We start from the raw sequence: 21,527 nt of genomic DNA, 5'->3' as shown, positions 1-21,527 counted from the left end.
TCTAGGGTGTTTTGGTTAAAAAAAGAGGAGACCGCTGCAGACCGTTTTCTTAGACCGTGTGGTACCATCTTTTAGCCTCTATAAAATGAAATCAAGCGACCACACAGATTAGCAATGTGCTTTTTTACTTTATAAACGAACAGAAACACCAGCAAATAGAACGACTAAAATCTTTCTCCTCGGCTTTATAATGGAAGAACTCCCTTCCCACTGTAAGTTCATGTAGGTATATGAAGACTCCCACCAGCGTTACGTCTTTTATAGAGAGGGTAACGATTTTTTTCAAAACATTCCCTCCTCGTTATAACTAAGTTCCACTCATTGATTTATGTGACTTTGATAATTAATTGACCACCAAACGCTAGTTTGATGGTCAATGTTGTTTAGCAATGCACTAAGGCGCTTACTCGTTTTTTAAAATGGCATCGGTTCACCTTTAAAATTAATAAAAGTTGGAGAACCCTCAAGCTCCTTTTTTCTTTCAATAATATCTAATAAACCTCTTGCAGAATCCTCCGGTGTTCCCGGAGCTTTTTCTCCACCCATATCTGTTTTGATCCAGCCAGGATGTACAGCAAAAACAGATACTTGTTCATTAGATAAATATTTTCTTAGTTGCTCAGAAAACATATTCACTGCACTTTTTGATAGAGCGTAAGGATAATCACCGCCGTAAGCATTTTGAAAGCTCCCAGCTTCAGATGAGATATTAAGAATCGTCGAGTTAGGTCCTTTGACCAATACTGGCAAAAAGTGTTTAATTACTCTCATTGTTCCAAACAGATTAATTTGAAAAGACTCCTCTACTTTCTCAATATCCAATTCTTCTATCGCTTTTCCACGCTCATTTAAAATAGCTGCATTGTTAATGATTGCATCAAGGCGAATGTCGTCTGCCTCTAACTGTTTTGAGGCTTTCATACATGTGTCTTCATTTGTAACATTTAGTGGTACTATCTTGAGCTGGCTTGGAAAGTCAGCACTTAAATGCCTTAACGCATCCGCTCCCTGTTCCGGGTTTCTGACACCTGCTAAAACACTGTGTCCCCTTTTTATCGCCTCAGTTGTCAAAGCGAGCCCTAGACCACGGTTAGCACCTGTTATTAATAGTTTCATATAATCCCCCTATTTCTTATCATTTTCAAGAAGCTCGATTAAAATTTTTAAATCTTTGAAAGTATCCATGTAAGCATAGCGTCCACCAGTATATTCACCTTTTTGAACTAAAGGCATATTTCTAGCTTCCATTAAAGCTACTTTCTCTTTCATCCCTTCAATAACAAAGGCAATATGGTGCGGTCCTTCGCCATGTTCATTTAAATAATTTCTCCACGTGCTTGGATGCTGATCTGGTTCGATCAACTCTAACTGAAGCGATCCCATATCAAAAAATGCTAGTTTTGAACGAGCTTCCGAAGGAGCACCTTCGAATTCCGTTTGAGCAACATCCATTGGGTCAGTCCAACTCCATTGCGGCTTTTCAACTCCAAAAAAATCAGCATATGCTTGTGAAACGGATTCAATATCATTCACCAAAATACCAATTTGAGCAATTACCTTTGTACCTAACACACCATTTTGAACTTGAGCATGATTTGTCATAATTTTTCTCTCCTTTTACTTAGTTAATTTTTATAATGGACTATCCAACATATTTACACTAGATGTGGTGATTAAATAGATTCAATGAAATGATGTTAATTAAAAAAGAAGTACCTGTAGATAATTTGAAAGATTTATTATCAAGCCTCCTTCAACAATTTGATTATGTAAACACGCGTGAATGCGCGTTCAAACCAGACTAAAAAGAGCACGCTCACAAAATAAATAGAGTTAATCCTTTATCGTAAGCGTATACATCTAAACTAAGAAATTAATGGAGTCTAAAGAGAGCGACACGACTCCCTTACAATCAACTCAGACCCCATAGTAACCTTAATCCCTGATTCTTTTGTCTGCTCAATAGTTGTTATAACATCAAAGGTTAGACTTTTCATCATTTTGCTGAATTCTGCCCTAAAAGTTGTTAAGGGCGGCTGAAACAATTTACTTAAGACGTTATCGTCAATGCCTATGACGGAAATATCTGCCGGAACATTAATTCCTTTTTCTTTAAGTGCTCTAATAACACCAAATGCAATTTTATCGTTTGCAGCAAAAAAAGCTGTAGGTAGTTCCACATTCGACTTTAAAAATCGTTCCATTGTCTGATAGCTTTCATCGCTACTAAAATCTGATTGCAAAACCCATTCTCTACGAACAGACAAACCATGATGTTTCATGCCAGCGAGAAAGCCATTGTACCTAGCAATACCAGCATGTCTTTTTAAATTACCATTGATGATTCCTATCTTCCTATGATTAAGATTAACTAAATAATCGACAGCTTTAGTAGCACCATTTTCGTTATCGAAACTATAAACAATTCGGTTCGGTTCGTCTCTTCCCGGCATATCCTGATCAACAATCCCTAAGATAAAGCTTCTGCAATCAGTTCTTCAATTAAAGGTTCATGATTGTCAGTCCCCATAAAAATACCTGCGTCAATTCTATTCTGATAAAAAACGGCTTTCACCCGTTCTACATTATTAGGAGACCTACAATCTCGAATAATATTAGTTAAAACATAGTAATCATGCTTAGACGCTTCTTCGATGACACTAGTAATAAGTGTATTGCTTGTAAAATCACTGGATACACTCCCCTTATCAATGATGAATAATCCAATCGTCCTCATGTTCTTTCCAGCAAGGACTTGCGCAGACATGTCGGGAAAGTAATCATTTTCTTTAATAATTTTCATTACTTTTTCTCTAGTTTCAGATGGAACATTAGGATAATTATTAATTACTCTACTCACTGTACTTCTTGATACACCAGCAAGCTTGGCAATTTGTGCGCTGTTTATTTTATTTCTTTTCAATATAACTTCCCACTTTCGTGAACGCGCGTTTATAACTTTTCTTAATCCTAACCTTAACAAAATAAGTTGTCAATGGTTATTTAAATATTCAAACTTATTGTTATGTAGGTAATACAGACACTTTTATAGATCTTATATTTTATTCTAAATAACGATAAAGACAGTCCCAAAAAAACAACAAAGTATGCGAAAACATCCTAAATGAAAAAACACTCTCTACGTTTTTTACGAAGGAGTGGTTTTTACAGTAAATATTCTCTATATTTTTTTAAGAACTTCTCGATGTTTCCAAATAACTCAAAATCAAAATTCAGATTTAAATCGTTGGCATGATCCTCTCTCGATTAGATTTACTTTCAACTTTTCTACAATTCCACGTTGTTTCTTTTGTTCAATTGATTCTATTACTAATGTTGCTGCTCTTTTCCCTAATTCAGCAAATGGCACATCAACGGTCGTTAATGGTGGAGATAAATATTGGGAGAAAACAGCGTTGTCAAAACCTACAATAGAAATATCATCCGGTATTTTGAGTCCTAATTCAACTGCAGCTTTATATGCACCTACGGCCATTGTATCATTGCTCAAAAATAGTGCAGTTGGGGGATTCGGTTTACCTAAAATATGCTTTGCCCCATGATAACCACTGCTCTCCATGAAGTCGCCATAATAAATGAAATTTTCATCGACATTTATTTTGTAGCTTTTTAATGTATCTTTGTAACCCTCTAGTCTTTCCATTGCAGATAATTTTTTTAGATTTCCAGTAATCATACCAATCTTTGAATGTCCAAGACCAATTAAATATGAAATAGCCTTACAACTACCTTCGTAGTTATTTGCATTTACGTAGATAGCATTATGATTTGCATTATGAATTTCATTTGTGTCAATAAGAGCAAGGATATGCTCCTTTTCTATAAGTTTAAAGAGTAATTCGTTTTCTGATTCTTCGGTTCCAACAAAGATGGCTCCATCAATCATTTTTTGCGAAAAAACATTCTCCACTCTTTTTAAGTCCTTCTTTGAATAAATAATCGAAATTAATATATAATAGTCAAGTTTATTTGCTTGATCACTAACTGCATTAATGACAGGTGAAAAAAAAGGGTTATTATAAATAAGTGTTTCATCTGTTGTTTTTAAGTGATGTGGGACACTTTCATCTTTTACATCCAACACAAAGATGGCGATCATATTATTTTTTATTCCTGCAAGTTTACGGGCAGAAGCATTAGGAACATAATTATACTCTTTAATTGCCTTCCATACCTTATCGCGAGTAGCTTGAGGTATATCCGGATAATTATTAATGACTCTCGAAATAGTGCTTCTTGAAATACCTAGAAGTTTAGCTAAATCTTCACTTCGCATACAACCTGACACCTACTAAGTAAAATATTTTCCCTTATTATAGCAATTATTTTAGTATGATTGGGTGATTATTAAAGAATGTTCTGATTTTTCCATCTTTGAAGAAATAATATGGTAAAAGTCAATTGATTTCTTAAAAAAAGGTTGCCACAAAGTGTTTACCCATTGCGACAACCTCATTATTATCTGTCATGTTTCACAATACTTCATCAATTGATTTACTATTTTACCTTCGTTTTCTTACATTTCTTGTATTTATTATTTTTCTCATTGTAACAGCCCAGTTCCTCAAGTGGTGTATACTTCACCCAATCGTACTGTGTAACTACAGGAGTATCTTCTCCATTAAATCTACCAGTCCATCCATCTACTCCAATACCAGGCCATAAGTTCATCATTATTTTTTGTGGGGTTTGTGGTATATTTTCTGTTGCTGTATGAACCAGTTCACCATTTACAAACCAACGAATAGATTCTGGTCTCCACTCAAAAGCATACGTATTAAAATCATCTGCTGCATCAAATCCTAATTCATGGTAATGCTCATTTCCGCCTACTCCGTTTGTAAAATAATTAAATTGTATTTTAGTAGTATCCTTACCTAAAAATTCGATATCAATTTCATCCCATGGATCATTATCCCAATCCCAAGGTCCAGTATAGGTGAAAAATGAAGAGACTGTTCCCGTTGATTTTGCAGGTTTCATACTCACTTCAAACAACCCGTAATGATAAAAATCGTTTGTGCGAAGTTCTCCAGCTTTGTATGGCGGGCTTGCAGTTTCATTGTCTTCTTTATCAATTTGCAACTTCATCTTACCATTAGAAAAAGTAACTTGTTCTGGATACCATGTCGCATTAAACATTTGTCCATTTGACCAAACTCCCGCTTTGGACCAACGTTCTGAGTCATAAGATTCAAATGTTTCGACAAATGCAGTCCCAATTGGTCTTTCTGCTGCTTCAGCAACTTGTGGACTTTGAACTAATCCAGATATAAGGCCGCTAAACAATAGCAAACACATAGAAAATAAAACTAATTTCTTTTTCATTAATCCTTCTCCTCCCACTAACGCGCGTTAATTAATTTCCAAAAAAAACAAAGCCAACCTCGTAGAATAGATAAATTAAGTGAAAAGAACCATCTCCTAACTTTTATTATTTTGCTATTTGTTAACTATTCTAAGTTGTTGTATACGCTTACATTCAGAATTATATAACAACTGGAAATAAACTACAATAATTTAATGAATAAAGTTTACTTATTCACAAACTGCCAATTAATTTAGTTATAATTTAAAACTAACAAACTTTTCTTATCCTATTCTAGGTTAGACTCATTTCCAAGGTATTAACAAAAGACCATTTACTTGAAATGGTCTGAGGATTAACACCGATTACTACTAGTTCCTCAATGATTAAACTCGTACCCATTCTTTTGTAGAACTGGACGCTAGAGCAATAAATATCCTTCTGTCTTCGCTCCTCTAAAAAAATCTTTCACACCTTCGCGGCCTGAGGGTTTTCATTTTGTTTTTGTGAATTCTCCTTTTCCTTGCTTTTTCTTTAATTTTTGATATTCGAACTTTCTTCCAGTTGCTATTATATATAGGCAAAAAAAGCATCATCACCTGAACCAATTGTATTAACGATTTAGTAAACCCCAATTAGTTATAAATAGGTGACATTTGTTGTTGTTCATTTTTTAGGGAAACATGAAGTTCTTGATTTTCATTGATGGAAGCAAAAAAGACGCGATTTACTTGTGGAACCTGCCTTTTCAGTAGCACTTAACCATTGTCGGGTTAAGCCTAAATAGTTAAGGTATCTTCATAAATTTCCCCTTCTACGATTAAGGGATAAGACAAACTTTTACTTTTCTTTTCTACATTTATATCCTCAATGGTTACTCCCAAATTACTTTCTTTTTTTAACACACTTATTTGCCCATTTTCTTCAATAATGGCAATTTGAACATCACTTAGATAAAAAATATTTTTTTGTCGTAACATTTGCAACACGTTATCAACGGTATACCTTATCCTTTTTAAGTTATCTACTAAGAACTTCCCATCTTGAATGACTAGCGTAGGCTCGAACGTTATTTTTTTCCCTAGTTTCCGATTCGTAATGGACAAGTGTGCTGTTAATCTTTGTATTAGTGGAATAACTATAATAGCTAAATAAGTGTAGGCATGGTCTACATTTGGATCCGTAATGTCTGCTCCTACCACATTGGCTAAGGTCATAATAATGAGAAAATCAAAAATAGTCATTTATCCAATGGAACGCTTGCCCATATACTGTGTTATCAATAAAAATAAAGGGAAGATCGTAATAATTCTCGCTAATATAATAGCTGACCCTTTCATTTCTAAGAATATTTAGTTAAATAACCGGGCATCAATTAAAGAAGAGTTTTTATCTTCATACATTAAACCTTCTTCTTAATTACCGATTTTTAAACATCTAATGAATAAGCTACAAAAATAAACGAGTTATTTATTCCCATATAATAGTTCGCAAACAGGAAATCTTTGCGCATTGCCTTAAGCTTTTACAAACAAAAAAAGACTATCCCACAAAAGATAGCCATTAAGAAGTTATTATACATGCTAAAAAAGCTTTTGTAGGTTGAGGAATTCACTCATCACCTTATTATATAGTATTAGACTTTCTAGCCCATGCAAGTACACTAATTCTAAACATTACTTCCTATTCCAAAAACGCCGTTTCGTAATGGCAGAGACAAAATCTTGATTGAAAGTGGCATTGTTTCTGGCAAAGACTATTCCTTCTAGGTTATCGGGCTCAATATAAGTGGCGGCAGTCGTGGCTATCCCCATTGGTTTGTAATGTTTATACGCATCATTAATAAATTCAGTGATGTATCGGTCAAATTCCCATTGGTTATCAGAGCTGCCACCAACTACATAAAATGAGTCAAAAAGGACGCTGTGAGTGGAAAGAAAGGTTTTAGTCACCTTAATTTTAGAATTATCAGCTCCAGTAACCGTTCCAAGTTTCTCACTTATCACCTCCACGAACACACCATTTTGCTGAAGAGTGTCTATCACTTTTCTTACCTCCTCACCTTTAAAACCATTTCCAATTAAAACACCTACACGTAAGGAGAAAGCATAATGAGGTGTATGAGCTTGACTTACTGCAGGTGAAGAAGCAGTAACAGGAACATGGTCCCCTGCAGGAGGATTTGCCCCAACGTTATCCGCAATAATCGTGGCCATCTCTTTATCAACATTCACAAACATATCAACAACCTGCTGTCTAATAGCTGGACGATCTACTTTAGCCAATTCAAAGCTGAATGCTTCAATAATATGTTGCTTTTCAACAGGAGACATGCTGTTCCAAAACAACCTAGCTTGTGAAAAGAAATCATTAAAAGACTCACTAATCTCTTTCACTTTAAACCCTTCTACTTTATCCGGATAATGGGCAAATCCACCTTCCTCTTGAGGAGTTGGACCAGGTGTATTATTTGCAATTGAATTCTGAAAATAGTTAACTTGATCGACATCAATGCGATGTCTTTTAAAGCCGTCCCTTTGGTTATTATGAAATGGACAAAGAGATTGGTTAATGGGTATCTCCGGGTAGTTAGAACCACCTAATCTGTGTTGTTGCGTAATCTTATACGTAAAGGTTCTTCCTTGTAGAATAGGATCATCGGTAAAATTAATACCAGGAACAAGATTCGTCACATCAAATGCTACTTGCTCTGTTTCGGCAAAGAAGTTATCAACATTTCTATTAAGTGTCATTTTCCCAATTTTTTCTACAGGTACTATTTCCTCGGGCCAAAATTTTGTAGGATCCAGAAAATCAAAATCAAATATATCTGTGTCCTTCTCATCAAGCAACTGTACACCTAATTCAAAAACCGGATAAGCTCCTCGCTCAATCGCTTCTCTTATATCACGCCTATGATAATCGGGATCCACACCTCCAATGATTTGTGCCTCTTCCATTAAGAGTGAATGGACACCTAGTGTTGGCTTCCAATGAAACTTTACAAAGGTTGCCTTCCCTTGTTCATTTTCAAATCGGAACGTATGAATCGGAAAGCCTTCCATCATCCGCCAGCTTCTCGGTAGTGCTCTATCTGACATGGCCCACATAACGAAATGAGCGGATTCTTGATTATTCGCTACAAAATCCCAAAAATTATCGTGAGCGGCAGAGGCAGTTGGCATGTCATTATGTGGTTCAGGTTTAAGGGCGTGCTGTGAATCAACAAATTTAAACGCATCATGAAGAACGAAGATCGGAAACTGAAGTCCTAATAAATCGTAATTTCCTTCTGCGGTATAAAACTTAACAGCAAACCCTCGTATATCTCTGGCTGTATCCTTTGATCCTTTGCCTCCTTGTACAGTCGAAAATCGGACAAATACGGGAGTCGTTGATCCTGGTTCTTGCAAAAAGCCAGCTTTTGTATAGTTCTTCATCGACTTGTAAAGCTCAAATTCACCGTGCACTCCAAACCCTCTGGCATGTACAACTCTTTCAGGTATTCGTTCCGTATCAAAATGCATTTGTTTTTGAAAAAAATGAAAATCTTGCATTAAGACTGGCCCGCGCGCTCCTGCCTTTAGGGTCGCATCATTATTGGCAACCTTCAACCCTTCATTTGTTGTAATTCTTTTTCCGGTATTCTCTACACGATATTGATCCAGCTGTTCATTTTTGCTGTTTCCATCCACATTCTTGTTGTTACCTCGTGATTTATCCATCTAGACACCCTCTCGTTTGGTGTATAATCCAATTAAATTATATGTAAATTTTTTCTAGGGTTAGAACAATGCTATAATGAAAAAACAATTACATAAACAAATGAAGGATTTATAAATGAAAAAATCAATTCTCTTTAAAGTATCTGTTGGATCCCCAAATTCGGTGAGGGCTTTTTAAAAATTTAAGAGCATTCACAGACTCGCCATTAACAAGTGCAGTGAATAATTTAAATAGGGAAACAGGACGAGGGTAGCTCGCCCCTTCTTTACAGTTTACAAAACACTACATAACGCGGTCGCTTCTTTTATAAGATGTCTATCCAAATTTTCAACGTTGTTGCAGCAATCAATACAGCTAATATCACTTGCAAAATCTTTGTATTCATCTTCTTTCCTGCCATTGCACCTAGTGGAGAGGCAATAAGACTCGCCATAATCATAATAAATGCAGGAAAATAATCAATTTGTCCAGTCGTAATCTTTCCTACCGTTGCTCCAATGGATGAGATGAATGTAATAGCTAATGAGGAAGCAATAGTCATACGGGTTGGAATCTTTAATACAACGAGCATAATTGGGACCAATAAGAACGCCCCAGCTGCACCAACAATTCCTGCTCCAATCCCGACAATTAAAGCAAAGCTTGCTGCTAACCACTTATTAAATATCACTTGATCAAGTGGCACATCATCAATTCCCTTTTTAGGATAAACATCATGACTGCTGCAAAAAACGCTAAAATTCCGTATATAAGGTTAATTCCATCTTCTGACATCAGTTTTGATCCGTACCCCCCAATAAAACTACCAATTAGAATCGCTGATCCCATATAAATAATTAACGCCTGATTTAAGTATCCACCTTTACGATAAGCCCACACTCCACCAATGGTTGCAAAAAACACTTGAATCGCACTAATCCCTGTAACTTCATGCGCACTAAAGGCTGCTAAACCAAACAAGGGTGGAATATATAGTAACATCGGATATTTTATGATTGATCCACCAATCCCTAACATACCTGAAATATACGAACCTATGAAACCAATTAAAAAGATTGTAATAATAAAAGCAAAATCCATCATAACCTACCTCCTTCGAACGGAAAAGGGAACCAACCTGGTTCCCTTTTCTTTTAAATTTAGCCTTTTTTAATCCAGAACTTTAATACACCATCCTCTTCCGTATCTGTTAGTAGCTCATGACCACCAGACTTCGCCCATGCTGCTAGGTCATTTTTTGCTCCTTTATCAGTCGCATGAATTTCTAATATTTGTCCTGACTCAAGTTCAGTCATTGCTTTCTTCGTACGAACGATTGGCATTGGGCAAGCTAATCCTTTGGCGTCTAATACTTTATTTGAATTCATAATGAAACCTCCAAGAATTTTGTTATATTTTTTTATACTAGTTATCTAACCGCACAACGGTTTGGTCCAATTTCCATTTCACGTTGTTTTTCTTCATCTGGAGTGATTTTTCCCATATTTGTTTCACGAATTTCTTGATACGAGTTTGGTTGTGGTGGTAGGTTCTCCGTCACTAGTGATCTAAACTCTTTTTCATCTTCAATATTAAGTCCATGATTTTCGGCGAATAGTTTGCCTAATTTCTCGGCAACACTACCATCTGCATTTAACTCTTCAATGATCATAAAGTGAGCCGGTAAAACAATTAACTCTTCTGAAAGTTCTCTATAACGCTTATAAAGTGACTCACGTAAATCTCCTACCCAATCTTCAGCGAGTCCTGCTAGGTCAGGTCTTCCAATGGAATCAATAAAAAGAATATCTCCGGATAATAGGTATTTTTCATCGATAACAAATGAAGTCGAACCAATTGTGTGACCAGGTGAGTATAGAGCATGGATGTTGATCGTTGAGTTCCCGATTTGCACGTCATTTCCACCTTCAAGTGCTGCGTATTCAAACACTACTTCACCTGCATCTTTTGGAGGTAACCAGTATGTTGCACCAGTTACTTCGGCAATTTTTCTTCCACCTGAGATGTGGTCAGCATGCAAGTGTGTGTCAAATACGTGTTTAATGTTCACACCGACTTCTTTTGCGAAATTCACAAACACATCTGCCATACGTGTTGCATCAATAATCGCAGCTTCTCCATTGGAAACAACCATATAAGATAGACAGCCTTTCCCTAGACGAACAAATTGAAACAACTCACCACCGTCTTTCAACTCACCTATTTTTACAGGTTCTAGGTACTCACTCCAAGCCTTCATACCGCCCTCTAAATACGCTACATCTAACCCTTTATCAGAAAGCATCTCAGCTACCATCATCGAGGAACCTTCTTTCGCACAAACAACTAACACTTCTTTATCTGCTGGGATTTTATCCATAATTTCATCTACGCCATCCAATAGTTCAAAATAAGGAATATTAAAGTAATCAAAGTTCACTCCTTCAATCTTCCAATCAGCGAAATCCCCTTCAATACGAACATCTAGAATGAATAGCTCTTTCTTTTCAATTACTTTTCTTGCTACTTCTTTTGAATTCATCGCTTTTACTGACATCTAAATACCCCCTATAGTATCGTTTAGTTTAAAAAAATTTAATTTAAACGGTAATACATCTGCAAAATACATCCTATCAGTTAAAAAGTTTTTTAACATCACTACGATAACGATTAGAAGTAATCTGATAGTTATTACTATTTACTAAGAATGTCTGTTGGATGACTCCATTCACACATTCCAGGTACGACATTAATTACTTTATTAAATCCTGCTTCTGTTAACTTTTGTGCCGCTAAATCACTTCGGCTTCCAGTGCGACATACAACATAGATTTCCTTATCTGAGCTTACCTCATTTAAACGACTCTCTAGCTCACCAAGCGGAATCGATTTCGCACCAGAAATATGATGGAAAGCATATTCAGCTGTTTCACGTACATCTAACACTAGAATATCTTCATTGTTGGCTAATTTCGCTTGAAGTTCCTCGTTGTTTACAACATGTGGGTGTAGCTTCTCTTCTTTCTCTTCCCCAGTCGCCTTACGAAGATAATGTTTTAACACATCGCCCTCTTCAACCGTTCCTAAATATTGATGTCCAGTGCTCTTTGCCCAAGCTTTAATATCAGCAGTTGATCCTTTATCTGTTGCTTGAATTTCTAATACTTTTCCTGGTTCGAGCTCATTCATCGCTTTTTTTGTACGAACAATTGGCATTGGACATGCTAACCCTTTTGCATCTACTAGTTGATCAAATTTAATAGTTTCCATAAATAATCCTCCTTAGAATCAATACCTATACAGGTATAAATATCTTCAAAAAAATTTACTGAATTTTACCTTCCCAGTTCGTCATACCTCCAACCATATTGGTAGCATGAAACCCATGACTTGAAAGAAACTCAGTGGCTCTTCCACTTCTAGCACCAGAGCGACAAACAATAATATATTCTTTCGTTTTGTCTAGTTCATTTAGTCGAAATTCTAGTAATCCAAGCGGTATGTTTGAACTCCCAGGAATATGTCCTGCCGCTACCTCACCCGTTTCACGAACATCAATAATATTGGGGTTAACTAGACGTTCTACTTCTTTTGGTGTGATTTCTTTCATAACTGATCTCCTCCTAACATTAGTTCCTAGCGCTCATACTGCCTTTTACATTTGTGATTTTTTGGAAACCTATTTTTTTCAAAAATTTTGTTGCCTTATTGCTGCACATACCACTCTGACAAATGACTACAACTTCTTTCTCTTTTTATAACCGGCTTGCTTTTTGAGAAAGTTCATGAAGAGGAATATTTTTAAACGTGTTAATTTTGTTTCTAGAAAACTCACCTGGTGTCCTTACATCAATAAATTGAACGTCTTTTCTCGTTAGCTCATTTTTAAGGTCATTCGTTGAAATTTGATTTACACCTTTAGTAGGCGTGAACTTAATTAATTAAAAAGAATGCTACTAACCCAACAACTATAACATTAATGATTACGTCCATATTGTACCCCCTTGGGTAAACATACTAGATAAATAGATTCACGTTTCCTTCTTCTGCATCAGCTAAATATGCGGCTACACCAGCATATTCTAAACCATCAATCAATTCTTCTTTTTGTAGTCCTAATAGATCCATTGTCATCGTACAAGCAACTAACTTTACGCCTTGTTCTTGTGCCATTTCGACTAAATCAGGTAATGGCATGGCATTGTGTTTTTTCATCACATGCTTAATTATTTTTTGTCCCATTCCGGCGAAGTTCATATTGGAAAGTCCCATGTTATCAGCGCCTCGTGGCATCATTTTCGCAAATAGTTTTTCTAAAAAACCTTTTTTCACTGGTACGTGTTGCTCTTTTCTAAAAGCGTTTAGTCCCCAAAATGTTGAGAAGATTGTTACTTCATGATCATAGGCAGCAGCACCGTTTGCGATAATAAAAGCTGCCATTGCTTTATCATAATCCCCACTAAATAAGATGATCGTTGTTTTCTTTTTGTCTGTCATGTTGCCCACTCCTTTTGCATTAATAACCAATACCGGTATAGGTATAATATCACTTAAAAAAATAAGTTGTCTGCCTTTTTTATCCAGAACTTTAATACATCTTCTTCTCGTTTTTTACAATTGGAACTGACACAAGATAGTCATCTTACATCAAGATCTTAATCTATCTTCAATTAAGATAGCCTCCTTTTTAATACTTATACCCATATAGGTATTATAAAGAGTTAAAAAATTTATCAATAACATTTGAATTTACTCACAGAATCCATTTAAACCTACAGGGGTATTTTGTTGGATATTACTCAACCCTGTCAATCATCTTATATTATCTACTTTTTATTAATAAATTCACAGCTTCTTGGATAAATGCTTCAGTGTCTTCGCCTTTTACAATTTGCTCGCGGACACACTGCTCTAAGTTAGAGCTTACGACTAAACCAATCGCTCGGTCCAACGCATTTCTTGCAGCTGACATTTGAACGACAAGATCCCTACAGTCCTTCTCCTCTTCCATCATTCTAAAAATGGCTCTAACTTGACCTTCTACACGTTTTACTCTGTTTTTCATTTTGTCATTGTACTCCATGTATTTCCCTCCCTTTTTCTACAGTTGAAGTTAGGAAAATGAAAATGCTCATTTTTATATCAATGATCTGCCCTCCTCGTTGTTCATACTCACATATTATACCCGCATGGGTATATAGTCAAGCTTAAATTTTTTTATTAGCTAGAATTTATTAAACATAAATTAGTTGTTACGCCTTAAAACCTTTTATATATGACGGAAATCAGTCTTATTTCAATGTTTAGAACACTCATCTAATTACTTATTTGTTTACATGAAACCTCAAGCACATTAAAATTTTAATAAATATAATACCTTTAATAATAGTTTTAAACATCTATCAAGGAACGTTGGGCTACTGTCAAAAAAGCATTAATAATTAAGTGATTATGTTTTAAATAAACAATAGAAAAAAGAACTTACCTCGACAGTCATCCGAACGACAACTAATAACGGGAAGCCCTTTTGCAAAATTCTACACACTATTAGGAATGATTAACTTTCTTACCATAAGAATGATGACTTAGTAGCGAACTATTATATTTTAAAACTATCTCTAACATAGTTGTTCTAAATAGAATACAAATTATTCTTCTACATGATTAAACTCGTATCGTTTATATTTCACCATAGATAAAATACCAAGAACAGGACCAACTGCTAATAATGCAAAGACCCATTCCCAACCTACATATTTCTGAATGATAGGAATTAGATTAATAGAAAAAATGGTGATTAAGAAGCCTATGCACATTTGAAAAGTAAGAGCTGTCCCTACATATTCCGGTTCTGCTACTTCTGAAACTGCTGCAGAAAACTGTGCAGAGTCAGCTATAACAGACATGCCCCAAATAAAAGAAAGAATAAAAGTCAGCCACATAAATTGACCATATGTTAAACCTATTAATACGGCACATGAAGCACTTATCAACATGGCGTAAATGGTTAAATTTGACCTTCCAATTTTATCAGAGATTAGACCACCCAACACACAACCAATCCCCCCTGCAACCCCTATTGAAATAAAAGAGGATAAAGCAATAAACCAATAGGAAGTTTCTGGTGAATAGCTTATAAAACTAGCGGTCAAAAACGCTGGAAGCCATGTCCACATCGCATAAAGTTCCCACATATGTCCAAAGTAACCATAGTTAGCAAGCATGACAGGTTTATTTGTTACAACCTTTTTTATTAATTTAAAGGAGAAAGTAGATTTTTTAGATGTTACTGGTGCATCTTCTAAAATCCAATTAACAATGACTGCAGCTAATACTGCTAATACCGACGTAAAAATGATTACTATCTTCCAATTTAATGAAGAGAAAAACATAACAACAAAATGTGGTAAAGATGATCCTAAAGTTAATGCTGCTATTAAAATACCAATAGCAAGTCCTCTTTTCTTAGGAAACCATTGTGATAACATTTTTACGGCTATTGGATAAACTCCAGCAAGAGTAACTCCGGTTAGTATTCTTAGTAGAATACCGAAAAAGGCACCACTTGCTACTATTAATAAGACATTCAGTAATGCTCCTAGTAGCGCTGATATAGCAAAGATTTTTCGGGGATTATAACGGTCTGCTATACCAAAATACGAACTAAATAATGCTCCTATTACAAAACCCATCGGAACAGAAGCAGACAGCCAGACTTCAAAATGGGAGTTAAGGTTCCAAATTTGAATTAGTTCAGACGCAATAACTGATGCACTAAACCATAGACTTAGTGCGAATAATACGGCTAATCCAATCCACAGTAACGCTCTCCATGATCCTTGACTCATAATTCCCCTCCCTAATCCATTAGACTAGATACTCTTTCTCTCTCCATCAGTCTATACAATAACGTGATACAAAGGCTAACAAAGGATTCTCTAAAAAAGTCATTTTTTTCTTTACGTTCCAACAAAGCCCTTGTCGTCAAAATCATTATACCTTAATTTCTCGAATTTTCGTTTTCCTACTTGAACATCGACGGCATCAGTGATGGTTAGTTGCAATAAAAGGAGACTCCGCTTTATTTATATTAAAGCTATTTTTCCTGTATTGCATCAATATAATTGAACATAAAATAAAAATGAAAGGACCGGTTCTCACTCCGATCCTTTCATTTTTATATAAAATTCACAGTAACTTTGTCATTACATGCTCAATAACTTCTTTTGTACTCGAATCTCCACCGAGATCTTTCGTTTTAATTCCATCACCAATCGTTTCTTTTATTGCTTTAATTAATAGTGAACCTAGCTCCTCAAATCCAAGGTGGTCAAGCATCATTTTTGCTGTCCATAGCTGACCAAAAGGATTGGCAATCCCTTGTCCAATAATATCTGGTGCTGACCCATGGACGGGTTCAAACATGGACGGATATTTGCCATTCAAATTAATATTAGCTGCTGGTGCAATTCCAATGCTACCCATGATCGTAGCTCCTAAGTCGGTAAGAATATCCCCAAATAAGTTACTTGCCACAACCACATCAAAATGTTGTGGCTTTGAAACGAAGAATGCTGCTAGAGCATCAATGTGATTGCTTTCAGTTTCAATCGCGGGGTAGGAATTTGAAACCTCTTGAAAAACATCATCCCAAAATGGCATGCTATGAACAATTCCATTGGATTTCGTTGCACTTGTCACCCGACCCTTTCGTTTCTGTGCTAACTCAAATCCGTAACGAATCGTTCTCTCTGTCGCTTTTCTAGTGAATACTGCATTTTGTATAGCAATCTCGTCCTCACCACTATGAATTCTACCACCTACCTCACTATACTCTCCCTCACTATTTTCACGAACAACAATAAAATCAAATTGGTTTGGTTCTGCTAATGGTGATTTTACTCCTTCAATATACTGAGCAGGGCGAATGTTAATAACTTGTTCACACTCACGGCGAATCTTAATTAAAAGGCCCCACAATGAAATATGATCAGGTACAAGCTTCGGGTTCCCAACAGCGCCTAAATAAATCGCGTCCGTCTGATGAAGCCTTGCCATTCCATCACTTGGCATCATAACTCCATTTTCAAGATAATATTCACAGCTCCACGGATGGGTTTCATACTGAAATGTTACTCCTCCATGAACTTCTGCTAATCTATCTAACACTCTTAGCGTTTCAGGGACAACTTCCCTCCCGATTCCATCCCCAGGAATCACTGAAATTTTCAATTTTTTCATATGTAACTCTCCTCCATAACTAGTAAAGGGATAGATTCTAGTTTCATAACAGTAACTATTATGAATATCCTATACTCTATCCCTTTCTTTTTATTTTTCGTTTTTTCCTTTACTATTTCTTAAAAATAGTAACTTAAGATCTAAACTCTGATGGGTAAACAGTTAAGTCAATTCCCCATAACAATGGAAGTAAGAAATAGACAGCAAGAGTGATCAATACAACTGATAAAATATTTATCCAAAACCCATTTTTCACCATCTCAATTATTTTTATTTTCCCTGATGCAAAAATAATCGCATTCGGAGGAGTTCCTACAGGAAGCATAAATGCACAATTTGCTGCAATTGCTGCTGGAACCATTAATGCAAAAGGATGAATTCCAAGAGCTAATCCTAAAGCAGCTAGAACCGGTAAGATCATTGTAGCCGTTGCTGTATTCGATGTAATCTCAGTTAAGAATAAGACAAGAGCTGTCGTTAGAGCAATAATTAAAATGAAGTTCACTCCTTCTAATACGGTTAATTGTCCACCGATCCAATTAGCCAAACCAGATTCACGGAACCCAGCAGCAATTGCTAACCCTCCACCGAAAAGCAGTAAGATTCCCCAAGGAACATCTTTCGCTACATTCCAATCTAGTATACGTCCTCCGTTATTAATAGATGGAATTAAAAACAATAGTACTGCTGCAAAAATGGCAATCATCGTATCATTTAGACCTGGAATGGTGATAATTTGCCCTTCCCACAAAAACGTTCTAGTAATCCACATGAAAGCAGCAAAAGTAAAAATGGCTAATACCGCAGTTTCTTCAAAACTGATTTTCCCTAACTTTTTCTTCTCATTTTCAATAAGCTCCTTCCCACCAGGTAACTCTTTTAATTTAATGGGATGAGCGACTTTGGTCAAAAACAACCAACTGCTAATCAGCAAAATGACAACAATTGGCGCTGCAAAAAATAGCCAAGAAGCAAATGAAATTTGAACCCCGAACAACTCTTGTACAGTTGCCGCTAGAATAATATTAGGTGGTGTACCAATTAACGTTCCTAACCCACCAATAGTTCCTGCATAACCAATACCAAAGATTAAAACCTTTGAAAACTTTTCTTCTTCATTTGCTAGATTCTCTTTATTTTTTAACGCCTGAGCTACTTGATACGTAATCGCAGTTCCGATTGGAAGCATCATCATAACAGCTGCTGTATTGGAGACCCACATTGATAGGAAACCTGTTGCAGCCATAAAACCAAAAACAATCCGCGATGGACTCGTTCCAATAAAAGAAATGATGTTTAACGCAATTCGTTTATGAAGATTCCACTTCTCCATTGCAAGTGCAATCAAAAATCCTCCTAAGAATAAGAAAATAATTGGATTTCCATAAGCAGCCGTAACTGTATCACCATTTAGTGCCCCGGTTATTGGCAATAAAATAATTGGCAATAGAGATGTTGCTGGAATCGGAATTGCTTCTGTAATCCACCATGTTGCAACCCATAATGTCGTTGCTAAAACCATTCGTCCTTCATAACTTAACCCTTCAGGAAAAAAGAATAACAACACACTCATGAACAATAATGGTCCTAAGATCAAACCTACCTTTTGTGAAGGTTTATAACTGGGTGGTTTTTGATTACTAGATTCACTCTTATCCTGGCCAACCACAACCATTTTTTTATTTGTTCTCATTGGTAGAGAAAACATTAGTAATTTTTTTGACTGATTATGAGAATTCCACAATTGGTTCCAAGTCGAAACGATACTAGCTTTCATTTTAATTCCCCCTATCTTTTAAACACTCATCCGTAAACTGATAAAACATACCACCCGGTTGATTAACTATTCTGATTATAAAGCGCTTTCAAAAAAGCAACAATAAAAAGTCCTTACTGCTCTTTTTGGTCTTTTTGTTCTCACCTAATAAATATGGATTAAAAAATTAAGATTTATAAAAAAAACACCCAATCATTATACAAAATAATAATGACTTGGGCGTCCTACACTTCCATATTTTACTTGTACTTGGATTTTTTCAATTTGCTCTAAATGTTCTAAGTATCTTCTTACAGTGACTCGTGCCATACCTAATGAAGAAGCTAATTGCTCTGCTGTAACAGGTTCGGGTAAATCAACAAGCTTCAACAAAATTTGTTTCAGAGTAGTCTCACTTAATCCCTTTGGCAAGGCTTGGCCACGCTGCTTAATCTGTTTCATATCATCTATATCCGATTGATTAAAGAAAGGAGTGTTGTGTAACTTGTACCACATTTTATAGTATGATTCTAAAGCTGTCTTAAAGCGCTCAAATCTAAAAGGCTTAACTAGATAATCAACGGCACCTAAACGAAATACTTCATGAATCGTTGCTGCATCTTTAGCAGCTGTTATCATAATGATATCACAATTAAGCTCTTTACTTCGAAGCGACTTTAACACATCAAGCCCTGACTTATCTGGTAAATATATATCCAATAATACGAGATCTGGCATCGTTTCATGAATCCCACTTTCTGCATCTGCACCATTTGTAGCAGTTCCGCATAAGCGAAAAGGTGGCACCTTCTCTAAAAAACCAGTATTCACTTCTAATACCATTGGGTCATCTTCCACAATAAAAACGTTAATCATTCATTTCCCCCTCTTTTCTTGCTTCAATAATCATCTCTGTTCCCAAACCTACTTCTGATTCAACCTTTAATTTCCCATGATGCGCCGATACAATTTGGTGAACGAGTGCAAGTCCAATACCTCGACCTTCTTTTCCTTTCGTACTAAATCCATATGTGAAAATTTTTCCTTGTAGTTCTTTTGTCATACCTCTGCCATTATCTCTTACGCTTATCATTAAATGTCTCTTGTCAATTTCAATTAGACATTCAACTGTTTTCTCATCTGCACCATTTTCAAATGATTCAAAAGCATTCTCAATTAGATTCCCTATAATCGTAACCAAATCTCCTGAACTAAGGCTACCATAGATTTCAGTTAGATAGCTATTTTGATCGATTAAAAGTGTAATCCCAAGTTCTTTTGCCCTTGATCGTTTTCCCAGTAAAAGGCCTGAGATTGCGTAATCTTTAAAGCGTTCTTTTAGAAATAAGATAATACTTTCCTCATCAACTGATTCATCCATAATAATATCTAATGCATCTTCCGTTCGATCTAACTGGATGAGACCAGCAATACTATGGAGCTTATTCATATATTCATGATTCTGAGCTCTAAGTCCGTCTACTAATACTTTAACTCCGGTTAGCTCCTCTGCTAGACGTGTTGCGTCCGTTCGGTCAATCATCGTTACTAGTGTACCTGCATAGATTGCTTTTACATGGATAGGATAAGTTGATATAAGATAGTTCTTATCAAGAAAAACAACATTCCGGTTAATTTGTTCTTTCTGCCCAATCGCTTCCCACGATTGAGGAAATACATCTTGTAGATGCATGAGAAAATTTCTTTCCTCACTTTTCAAATACGTTTTGGCTAAGCGATTCATAAAAGTAATCTGACCCTGCTCATCTACTGCAACAATACCAATATCCATAGCCTGCATGACGGCCGAGCGTTCTTCCACTAACCTCGCAATCTCGTATGGTTCAAGACCAAAAGTCTGTTTTTTTATGCTACGAGCTAATAAATAAGAACCAACTAAACCAATTAATAGCCCCCAAATAAGAGCAATGAATATATCCTGACTATACGTTGCAATGATTGCCTGAAGGGTAGGCGTTAAAATACCCACTACAGCTACACCTACTTGTTCAGCTTCTTCTTCATCCATAATCGGCACAAACGCTCTCGTCGCATTGCCTAATGTTCCTTGTGCGATAGATACATATTCACGATTAGCCAACGCCTCTGATTCATCCCCACCTACAAACCTCTTTCCAATTAATTGTTCATTAGGGTGAGAGTAACGGATGCTATTCATATCAATAATGACAATATAGTCAACATTTGTTGCCTTTCTTGTTCGCTCAGCGATTAGTTGGATTTCTGTTGCTCCTCCCTCCATCCCAACTTGTTGACGGATATCAGGCATTTGTGCCACAGTCCTCGCAATAGCAACGGCTCGTTCTCCAATTTCTTTTTCAAATGCATCAGTGACATTGTTTACCATATTCCAACCAATCGTCGTAACAGAAGTAATAACAATGATAAATGACATGAGTAACATTTTAACACGTAAACTTATTCTCATTGGTTCCATCCTTATTAAGTGATTAAACTGCGCAAACTGTATGTTTC

18 protein-coding genes and 3 pseudogenes are annotated in these 21,527 nt (G+C 36.1%); all 21 read right to left on the bottom strand.

The genetic code is table 11. The features are described 5' to 3' along the window. Positions 1-414: 414 nt before the first annotated feature. Positions 415-1,116, bottom strand: coding sequence for an SDR family oxidoreductase (locus tag JCM9157_RS14860; protein WP_035665858.1), 702 nt, complete (start codon positions 1,114-1,116; stop codon positions 415-417). 9 nt (positions 1,117-1,125) lie between these two features. Next, on the bottom strand, positions 1,126-1,602 hold the full coding sequence (locus JCM9157_RS14855) for a VOC family protein (protein WP_035665856.1): 477 nt from the start codon (positions 1,600-1,602) through the stop codon (positions 1,126-1,128). 281 nt (positions 1,603-1,883) lie between these two features. Continuing rightward, positions 1,884-2,453, bottom strand: coding sequence for a LacI family DNA-binding transcriptional regulator (locus JCM9157_RS25430; protein WP_235715024.1), 570 nt, complete (start codon positions 2,451-2,453; stop codon positions 1,884-1,886). Positions 2,454-2,470: 17 nt separating this feature from the next. Next, positions 2,471-2,923: a LacI family DNA-binding transcriptional regulator gene (locus JCM9157_RS25425; protein ID WP_235715023.1), complete on the bottom strand. Its 453-nt coding sequence runs from the start codon at positions 2,921-2,923 to the stop codon at positions 2,471-2,473. A 303-nt stretch (positions 2,924-3,226) separates the two neighbouring features. Next, positions 3,227-4,297 carry a LacI family DNA-binding transcriptional regulator gene (locus JCM9157_RS14845; RefSeq protein WP_035665855.1) on the bottom strand — a complete coding sequence of 357 codons (1,071 nt, stop codon included), beginning with the start codon at positions 4,295-4,297 and terminating at the stop codon, positions 3,227-3,229. Between the two features lie 296 nt (positions 4,298-4,593). Then, positions 4,594-5,349: pseudogene (gene bglS, locus JCM9157_RS14840) on the bottom strand (beta-glucanase); the annotation flags it as partial. 759 nt (positions 5,350-6,108) lie between these two features. Further along, positions 6,109-6,573, bottom strand: a complete 465-nt coding sequence (locus JCM9157_RS14835) for a DUF421 domain-containing protein (protein WP_235715022.1) — start codon at positions 6,571-6,573, stop codon at positions 6,109-6,111. Between the two features lie 432 nt (positions 6,574-7,005). Then, positions 7,006-9,054 (bottom strand): catalase, encoded by a 2,049-nt coding sequence (locus tag JCM9157_RS14830; protein WP_035665853.1) that lies wholly within the window; start codon positions 9,052-9,054, stop codon positions 7,006-7,008. Between the two features lie 305 nt (positions 9,055-9,359). Next, positions 9,360-10,135: pseudogene (locus tag JCM9157_RS14825) on the bottom strand (sulfite exporter TauE/SafE family protein). Between the two features lie 59 nt (positions 10,136-10,194). Beyond that, a complete protein-coding gene (locus JCM9157_RS14820; protein WP_035665852.1) occupies positions 10,195-10,422 on the bottom strand; it encodes a sulfurtransferase TusA family protein in 228 nt (75 codons plus the stop codon). 41 nt (positions 10,423-10,463) lie between these two features. After that, a complete protein-coding gene (locus JCM9157_RS14815) occupies positions 10,464-11,591 on the bottom strand; it encodes an MBL fold metallo-hydrolase (RefSeq protein WP_035665850.1) in 1,128 nt (375 codons plus the stop codon). Positions 11,592-11,728: 137 nt separating this feature from the next. Next, the gene (locus JCM9157_RS14810; protein ID WP_035665847.1) at positions 11,729-12,304 is read right to left on the bottom strand and encodes a sulfurtransferase TusA family protein; all 576 of its coding nucleotides are present in this window, start codon (positions 12,302-12,304) and stop codon (positions 11,729-11,731) included. 55 nt (positions 12,305-12,359) lie between these two features. Then, a complete protein-coding gene (locus tag JCM9157_RS14805) occupies positions 12,360-12,644 on the bottom strand; it encodes a rhodanese-like domain-containing protein (protein WP_035665845.1) in 285 nt (94 codons plus the stop codon). 19 nt (positions 12,645-12,663) lie between these two features. Beyond that, positions 12,664-13,027 (bottom strand): annotated as a pseudogene (locus tag JCM9157_RS24065) (rhodanese-like domain-containing protein). Between the two features lie 24 nt (positions 13,028-13,051). After that, complete coding sequence (locus JCM9157_RS14800; RefSeq protein ID WP_035665843.1) at positions 13,052-13,531, bottom strand: DsrE/DsrF/DrsH-like family protein; 480 nt, start codon at positions 13,529-13,531, stop codon at positions 13,052-13,054. A gap of 325 nt (positions 13,532-13,856) precedes the next feature. Next, positions 13,857-14,117 carry a metal-sensitive transcriptional regulator gene (locus tag JCM9157_RS14795; RefSeq protein ID WP_035665841.1) on the bottom strand — a complete coding sequence of 87 codons (261 nt, stop codon included), beginning with the start codon at positions 14,115-14,117 and terminating at the stop codon, positions 13,857-13,859. 565 nt (positions 14,118-14,682) lie between these two features. After that, entirely contained in the window at positions 14,683-15,882 is a 1,200-nt protein-coding gene (locus JCM9157_RS14790) for an MFS transporter (RefSeq protein ID WP_035665839.1), read from the bottom strand. Positions 15,883-16,222: 340 nt separating this feature from the next. After that, positions 16,223-17,275 carry a tartrate dehydrogenase gene (locus JCM9157_RS14785; RefSeq protein ID WP_035665837.1) on the bottom strand — a complete coding sequence of 351 codons (1,053 nt, stop codon included), beginning with the start codon at positions 17,273-17,275 and terminating at the stop codon, positions 16,223-16,225. A 133-nt stretch (positions 17,276-17,408) separates the two neighbouring features. Further along, positions 17,409-19,052 (bottom strand): SLC13 family permease, encoded by a 1,644-nt coding sequence (locus tag JCM9157_RS14780; protein ID WP_035665834.1) that lies wholly within the window; start codon positions 19,050-19,052, stop codon positions 17,409-17,411. A gap of 195 nt (positions 19,053-19,247) precedes the next feature. After that, the gene (locus tag JCM9157_RS14775; RefSeq protein WP_035665832.1) at positions 19,248-19,907 is read right to left on the bottom strand and encodes a response regulator; all 660 of its coding nucleotides are present in this window, start codon (positions 19,905-19,907) and stop codon (positions 19,248-19,250) included. Next, positions 19,900-21,480: an ATP-binding protein gene (locus JCM9157_RS14770; RefSeq protein ID WP_235715021.1), complete on the bottom strand. Its 1,581-nt coding sequence runs from the start codon at positions 21,478-21,480 to the stop codon at positions 19,900-19,902. Before JCM9157_RS14770 ends, JCM9157_RS14775 begins: the two co-directional genes overlap by 8 nt. Between the last annotated feature and the right edge of the window lie 47 nt (positions 21,481-21,527).

It is taken from the genome of Halalkalibacter akibai JCM 9157 (genome assembly GCF_000513135.1).
GTDB classification, from domain to species: domain Bacteria; phylum Bacillota; class Bacilli; order Bacillales; family Bacillaceae_D; genus Halalkalibacter; species Halalkalibacter akibai.
Note: the sequence above shows the minus strand (reverse complement) of the source record. Positions and strands in the feature narration are given on the sequence as shown.

Coding starts and splice junctions, on each gene's coding strand:
- JCM9157_RS25430 (WP_235715024.1), bottom strand. CDS start 2,453: ATGCCGGGAAGAGACGAACCGAACCGAATTGTTTATAGTTTCGATAAC.
- JCM9157_RS14785 (WP_035665837.1), bottom strand. CDS start 17,275: ATGAAAAAATTGAAAATTTCAGTGATTCCTGGGGATGGAATCGGGAGG.
- JCM9157_RS14795 (WP_035665841.1), bottom strand. CDS start 14,117: ATGGAGTACAATGACAAAATGAAAAACAGAGTAAAACGTGTAGAAGGT.
- JCM9157_RS14830 (WP_035665853.1), bottom strand. CDS start 9,054: ATGGATAAATCACGAGGTAACAACAAGAATGTGGATGGAAACAGCAAA.
- JCM9157_RS14820 (WP_035665852.1), bottom strand. CDS start 10,422: ATGAATTCAAATAAAGTATTAGACGCCAAAGGATTAGCTTGCCCAATG.
- JCM9157_RS14860 (WP_035665858.1), bottom strand. CDS start 1,116: ATGAAACTATTAATAACAGGTGCTAACCGTGGTCTAGGGCTCGCTTTG.
- JCM9157_RS14800 (WP_035665843.1), bottom strand. CDS start 13,531: ATGACAGACAAAAAGAAAACAACGATCATCTTATTTAGTGGGGATTAT.
- JCM9157_RS14845 (WP_035665855.1), bottom strand. CDS start 4,297: ATGCGAAGTGAAGATTTAGCTAAACTTCTAGGTATTTCAAGAAGCACT.
- JCM9157_RS14835 (WP_235715022.1), bottom strand. CDS start 6,573: ATGACTATTTTTGATTTTCTCATTATTATGACCTTAGCCAATGTGGTA.
- JCM9157_RS14775 (WP_035665832.1), bottom strand. CDS start 19,907: ATGATTAACGTTTTTATTGTGGAAGATGACCCAATGGTATTAGAAGTG.
- JCM9157_RS14815 (WP_035665850.1), bottom strand. CDS start 11,591: ATGTCAGTAAAAGCGATGAATTCAAAAGAAGTAGCAAGAAAAGTAATT.
- JCM9157_RS14770 (WP_235715021.1), bottom strand. CDS start 21,480: ATGAGAATAAGTTTACGTGTTAAAATGTTACTCATGTCATTTATCATT.
- JCM9157_RS14805 (WP_035665845.1), bottom strand. CDS start 12,644: ATGAAAGAAATCACACCAAAAGAAGTAGAACGTCTAGTTAACCCCAAT.
- JCM9157_RS14790 (WP_035665839.1), bottom strand. CDS start 15,882: ATGAGTCAAGGATCATGGAGAGCGTTACTGTGGATTGGATTAGCCGTA.
- JCM9157_RS14810 (WP_035665847.1), bottom strand. CDS start 12,304: ATGGAAACTATTAAATTTGATCAACTAGTAGATGCAAAAGGGTTAGCA.
- JCM9157_RS14780 (WP_035665834.1), bottom strand. CDS start 19,052: ATGAAAGCTAGTATCGTTTCGACTTGGAACCAATTGTGGAATTCTCAT.
- JCM9157_RS14855 (WP_035665856.1), bottom strand. CDS start 1,602: ATGACAAATCATGCTCAAGTTCAAAATGGTGTGTTAGGTACAAAGGTA.